4 protein-coding genes and 1 tRNA gene are annotated in these 4,863 nt (G+C 64.6%); 2 read left to right on the forward strand and 3 right to left on the reverse strand.

Annotated elements, in window-relative coordinates; all coding sequences use genetic code 11:
* Nucleotides 1-113 precede the first annotated feature (113 nt).
* The 3 genes from A5766_RS13415 to A5766_RS13425 are packed head-to-tail and all read right to left on the reverse strand — an operon-like array spanning nt 114 to nt 4,048.
* Complete coding sequence (locus A5766_RS13415; protein WP_005202099.1) at nt 114-977, reverse strand: Bax inhibitor-1/YccA family protein; 864 nt, start codon at nt 975-977, stop codon at nt 114-116.
* 31 nt (nt 978-1,008) lie between these two features.
* On the reverse strand, nt 1,009-1,752 hold the full coding sequence (locus A5766_RS13420) for a TetR/AcrR family transcriptional regulator (protein ID WP_082965518.1): 744 nt from the start codon (nt 1,750-1,752) through the stop codon (nt 1,009-1,011).
* Nucleotides 1,706-4,048, reverse strand: coding sequence for an MMPL family transporter (locus A5766_RS13425; protein ID WP_064905032.1), 2,343 nt, complete (start codon nt 4,046-4,048; stop codon nt 1,706-1,708). Before A5766_RS13425 ends, A5766_RS13420 begins: the two co-directional genes overlap by 47 nt.
* Nucleotides 4,049-4,209: 161 nt before the next feature.
* Here A5766_RS13425 and A5766_RS13430 point away from each other — a divergent pair, with 161 nt between their 5' ends.
* Together A5766_RS13430 and A5766_RS13435 are read left to right on the forward strand one after the other, a co-directional pair.
* A complete protein-coding gene (locus A5766_RS13430) occupies nt 4,210-4,611 on the forward strand; it encodes a hypothetical protein (RefSeq protein ID WP_005202108.1) in 402 nt (133 codons plus the stop codon).
* Between the two features lie 78 nt (nt 4,612-4,689).
* A tRNA-Leu gene (locus A5766_RS13435) sits at nt 4,690-4,763 on the forward strand.
* The last annotated feature ends 100 nt before the right edge of the window (nt 4,764-4,863 follow it).

A 4,863-nucleotide genomic window follows, 5' to 3' on the forward strand; every position in this document is an offset into this window, starting at 1 on the left:
ACACAGTCCTCCTGAAACGACATGATCGCCGCAACCTCTCACCTGAGAGTGTTGCGACGATCATGTGAACCCGCCCGAAGAGTGCGGGGCCGCGGTGTATCTGAGGGGGCGAACTAGTTGTTGGAGTTGAAGTAGCTCAACAGACGCAGGATCTCGACGTAGAGCCACACCAGGGTGACCGTCAGGCCGAGCGCAACGCCCCAGCCCGCGCGGGCAGGTGCACCAGCACGGATCAGACGATCAGCGGCGTCGAAGTCGACGAGGAAGCTGAAGGCCGCCAACGCGATGCAGACCAGCGAGAAGATGATCGCGATCGGACCACCGTCGCGCAGCACACCGGCTCCGCCGGTGAACAAACCGATGATCAGGTTGCCGATCATCAGCACCATCACACCGATGAGTCCGGCGAACAGCATGCGCGTGAAGCGCGGTGTCACACGGATGGCGCCGATCTTGTAGACCAGCAGCATTCCGAAGAACACGCCGAACGTGCCGAGAACCGCCTGGCCGATCAGCGCGCCCGCACTGGTGTCGCCACTGACCATCCAGTTCGCGAACACGAACGAGATCGAACCGACGAACAGTCCCTCGAAGGCCGCGTAGGCGAGGACGATCGCGGGATTGTCCTGTTTGCGGCCGAACGAGGCGACCAACACGAGCACGAGGCCCACGATCGCGCCGATGCCCATGAGGGGCCCGGCCAAGGCGTTGTTGTAGCTGCTGATGACGTAGCTGAGGATTGCGGTGACCGTCAGCACGCCGAGAGTGATCGCCGTCTTGGTGACGACGTCGTCGATGGTCAGCTGGCGTCCGACGGCCTGCGGCGGCGCATACTGCGGCGGGACCTGCTGACCGTACTGGTTGTACATCGCGGCCTGCCCGGCCCCGGCCGCGTTCGACCCGAAGCCGGCGTAGCCGCCGGGATTCTGGTTATCGCGGACGACGCCGCGCATCACCGGGTTACTGCTGTCTCGCACAGGTGCTCCTTTTATGGACGTGTACGTCTCATCAACGGGGATCGACCCGTTCGAGTTCCGACTTTACCTTCTCTTGACCAATTGAGTGATCCGACGGCGCACTCAGTGAGTCGAGGAACACGCGGACCTCGTCGGGTGACTCGTACTCACGAATCGACAGCACCGCTCGCCCCAGACAGATCGAGCGCAGGGTCTGCGCGGCAATGGCGAAGTCATCGCCCCAGCCCAGACCGGGCTTCGCGATCATCAACGACGCCAGGCCATGCGCAGCGGTCCACAATTCGAGGACGACGTCCCCGACCTCATCGGGGTGGAAGATCCCGGCGTCTGCGAGTTCGCTGACAGTTCCGGTGAACCGCACGAACGCCGACGCCGCGAGCACCTCGTCGACCTTGCTGCGCTCGGCCACTGGTGAGACGTGATGAAACGCCTCCCGGTAGAGCACAGGCGTGGCGACCGCGAACCTCACATAGGCGATGCCCATCTGCAGCGCCCGTTCCAGCGGATCGTCGATTCCTTTCGACGCCGCGGCCAGCTCCTCGTCGAGACGTTCGAAGTATCGAGCGCAGACGGCTTCGAGGAGTGCGTCCTTGTCGTCGAAGTGCAAATAGATCGACGGCGGGGTGACGCCCACCCGGTCGGCGACCGCTCGGATGGACACGGCCGACGCGGCTTCGGAGTCGAGCAGCAGTGACGTGGCGGCGTCGATGATCTCGTCGGCCAGCAACTCACCTGACCCGCGGGGCGAGCGGCTCCTGCGACTGGTCCGTGTCACTGTTCTCCTGCGTGTTGTTCTCGTTCTCGGCGGTCTCTTGTGTGCCCGTGTCGGCGACCGTTGTGCGCGGCGGCTCGTCGTCGACCTCCTCGGACAGTCTGAAGCGGTCATGCAGACGTCGCAGCGGTGCGGGTGCCCACCAGTTCAGGCGCCCGGCGAGGCGCATGAACGACGGAACGAGCAGCATCCGGATCAAAGTGGCATCCATCAGCACCGCAAGCGTGAGTCCGACACCGAACATACGCATGAACGACACCTCCGACGCCGCGATTCCCGCGAACACGATGCTCATCAGTAGCGCTGCGGCCGTGATGACGCGACCGGTCCTCGCAATACCGAGCGCGACGGCCTTGTCGTTCGCCGCGCGCGACCTGTCCGACGCGAGCCACGATTCGCGAATGCGGCCGAGCAGGAACACTTCATAATCCATGGATAGCCCGAACGCGATGCAGAACATCAGGACGGGCATCGTTGCCGCGAGGTACCCGGTTGACGTGGTGCCCAAACCATCGAGGTGCCCCTCTTGGAAGAACCACACCATCGCCCCGAACGTCGCCGACAATGACAACACGTTGAGCACCAACGCCTTCAGCGGAAGCACAACGCTTCCGGTGAAGAGGAACAGCAGCACGAACGTCGCGATGGCGATCGCCCCGAGTACCCACGGCAGGTGCGCGTAAATGGAGTCGACGGTGTCGACGTTGGTCGCCGCAGAACCCGTGAACTTCACTGTCAGTCCCGTGGGCACCGGCACGTCTCGCAGCTGAGCCAGTTGATGCTCGCCCGCGGGCCGCATCGGTTCAAGGTTGGTGGCGACCGTGATCACTCCGACCTCGCCGCGTTGGTCCGCGGGATTCGCCGGGGCAACAGCCTTCCCGTCGACGAAGGTTCCGCCCGCGCCCGACACCGATTTGACGTCGGCAACCCGCGACAGTTCCTGCGCATACGACGCCCTCGTCTGCGCGGAGACGTCTCCGGTCGCGACAACGGTGACCGACGACGAGAGGTTCTGGGCGAAGTCGTCGCGGATCTCGTGCTGTATCTGATGGGCGCTGGCGCTGGTGGGCAGCACGCGGTCGTCGGGGAAGCCGAACTTGATCGACAGGAATGGTGCGCCGAGCACCAGCAGAATGACGACGACCGTCGCGCCGACCGGTGCCGCTCGTTTCAACACCCACGACGCCGCGCGGTACCACCAGCCCTCTTCGACCGGGCGTGGTGTCGGTTCGGGACGGCCCAGCAGCTTGCGGACGCCGCGGCGCACGTCGAGGGAGTCGATCCGGTCGCCGAGGAGCATCAGCACCGCGGGCGTGATCACCAGCGACGTCACGGCGGCGATCACCACGACGCCGAGTCCTGCGTACGCGAAGGAACGCAGGAAATACATCGGGAAGATCGCCAGTGCGGCAAGCGCGAGGGCAACGGTCACCGCAGAGAACGCGACGGTGCGTCCCGCTGTCTGCATTGTGCGCAGGATCGCCGACGCTCTGTCGCGGCCGTCGGCCACTTCTTCGCGATACCTCGTCACCAGCAGCAGCGTGTAATCGATCGCGAGCGCCAAACCCATTGCGGTGGTGAGGTTCAACGCGAAGATCGACACGTCGGTGACGGTGCCTATCAGACGCAGCAGCGCGAACGTCAGCACGATCGCGATGATGCCGACGCCGATCGGCAGCATCGCCGCGATGACGCCCCCGAATACGACGATGAGAACGAGGAAGCTGATGGGGATCGCTATCGCCTCTGCGACGGCGAGGTCGCGCGTGGTCTGCTCGTTGACCTGCTGGAAGACCATGCCCTGGCCACCGACGCGGACCGTGATGCCGTCGCGAGTGCCTTCGAATCGGGAGGCGACCTCCTTGGCATGCGCAGGAGCCTCGGCTTCCCCGCCGTCGAGCGTGGCGATGATCAGCGCCGAACTGCGGTCCTTGCTGACCAGGCCCGGCGCGAGCGTCGGGTCTTGCCACACCGACAGAACCGGTTGCTGCACATAGGGAAGGGCGGCGAGTTCGGAGACGATCGACTTGCCGACCGCGGCGGCCCGCTGGTCCTTCTCCATGTCGGTGCCTGCAGGTGCGTCGAGTTTGATGACGACCTGCAGGCCCCCACGCTTGAAGGTGTCGTCGATTTGCTGCGCTGCCTGCGCCGACTCGCTGTTCGGATCGGAATACCCGCCTGCCAGCAGGTGCTGCGATGCCGACGCTCCGTAGATTCCACAGAGCACGAGGAACAGGAACGCCAGTGCGAGAACACGTTTGGGCGCAGATATAGCCACTCGGGTAAGTCTTGCCAACATGCGAGTCCCCTAGCGCGTCGTGGTCACTTACCCACGTTAAGTTATCGGCATTAAGTCAGCGCGTCAAGGGTTCGTCGGCTGATTGCAGGATGCGCCCTGGGTCACAGGTGCACTGATTTCCGGACAGACAGGGGGCGACCTCTTCTGCGTTACGATGGGGTGTGGTCTACCTCTCACTTGCTCTCGCCGCCGTCGCGGTCGGAGCGTGGGTGCTGTCGTACCACCGATCGTCACAGCCGCGCCGCAGCCCCGATCTGTTCATCGCCCTCTCCGAGCTCAACGACTCGACATCGGACCATCAGCGGCACGCGGCAGAGGTCATCGACGAGAAGCATCACCTCGAGGCGCGCGCAGGCTGGCCGTCGGCAGTGATCGGCTTGCTGTCGGTCATGGCAGTGGTGTTCATGGTCCAAGATCCGTCGAGCACCGTCAACGGAAATCGGCTCGTGTGGATGACAAGCGAATTGCTGGTGATCGCACTGATCTCGGCGGTGTGGACGGTGTGGTGCGTTCAGCGCGCCGCGCGCCTGACTGTGCGCCAAGCCGGGCTCCATCGCTGGTGACGCTCCTCTGCCGCTCCGATTCCGCCGCCTAGGGTTTCGTTCGATCGGGCCGAGGCCACATGGCATGCTTGTCGACGCGCCCCTATAGCCCAATTGGCAGAGGCAGCGGACTTAAAATCCGCACAGTGTCGGTTCGAGTCCGACTGGGGGCACCCGGCGAAAGTTGCGTGGGGGGGGGCGGGGGGGGGTTTTTTTACCAGGAGGACGCCACCAAAGCCGAGGGGGAGGAGTGGGCGCGCCGCGGGGGGGGGG

Source organism: Gordonia sp. 852002-51296_SCH5728562-b (assembly GCF_001665475.1).
Taxonomy (GTDB): Bacteria; Actinomycetota; Actinomycetes; order Mycobacteriales; family Mycobacteriaceae; genus Gordonia; species Gordonia sputi.

Excerpts from the sequence above, each read along its gene's own strand:
- A5766_RS13425 (WP_064905032.1), bottom strand. The coding sequence starts at position 4,048 with ATGTTGGCAAGACTTACCCGAGTGGCTATATCTGCGCCCAAACGTGTT.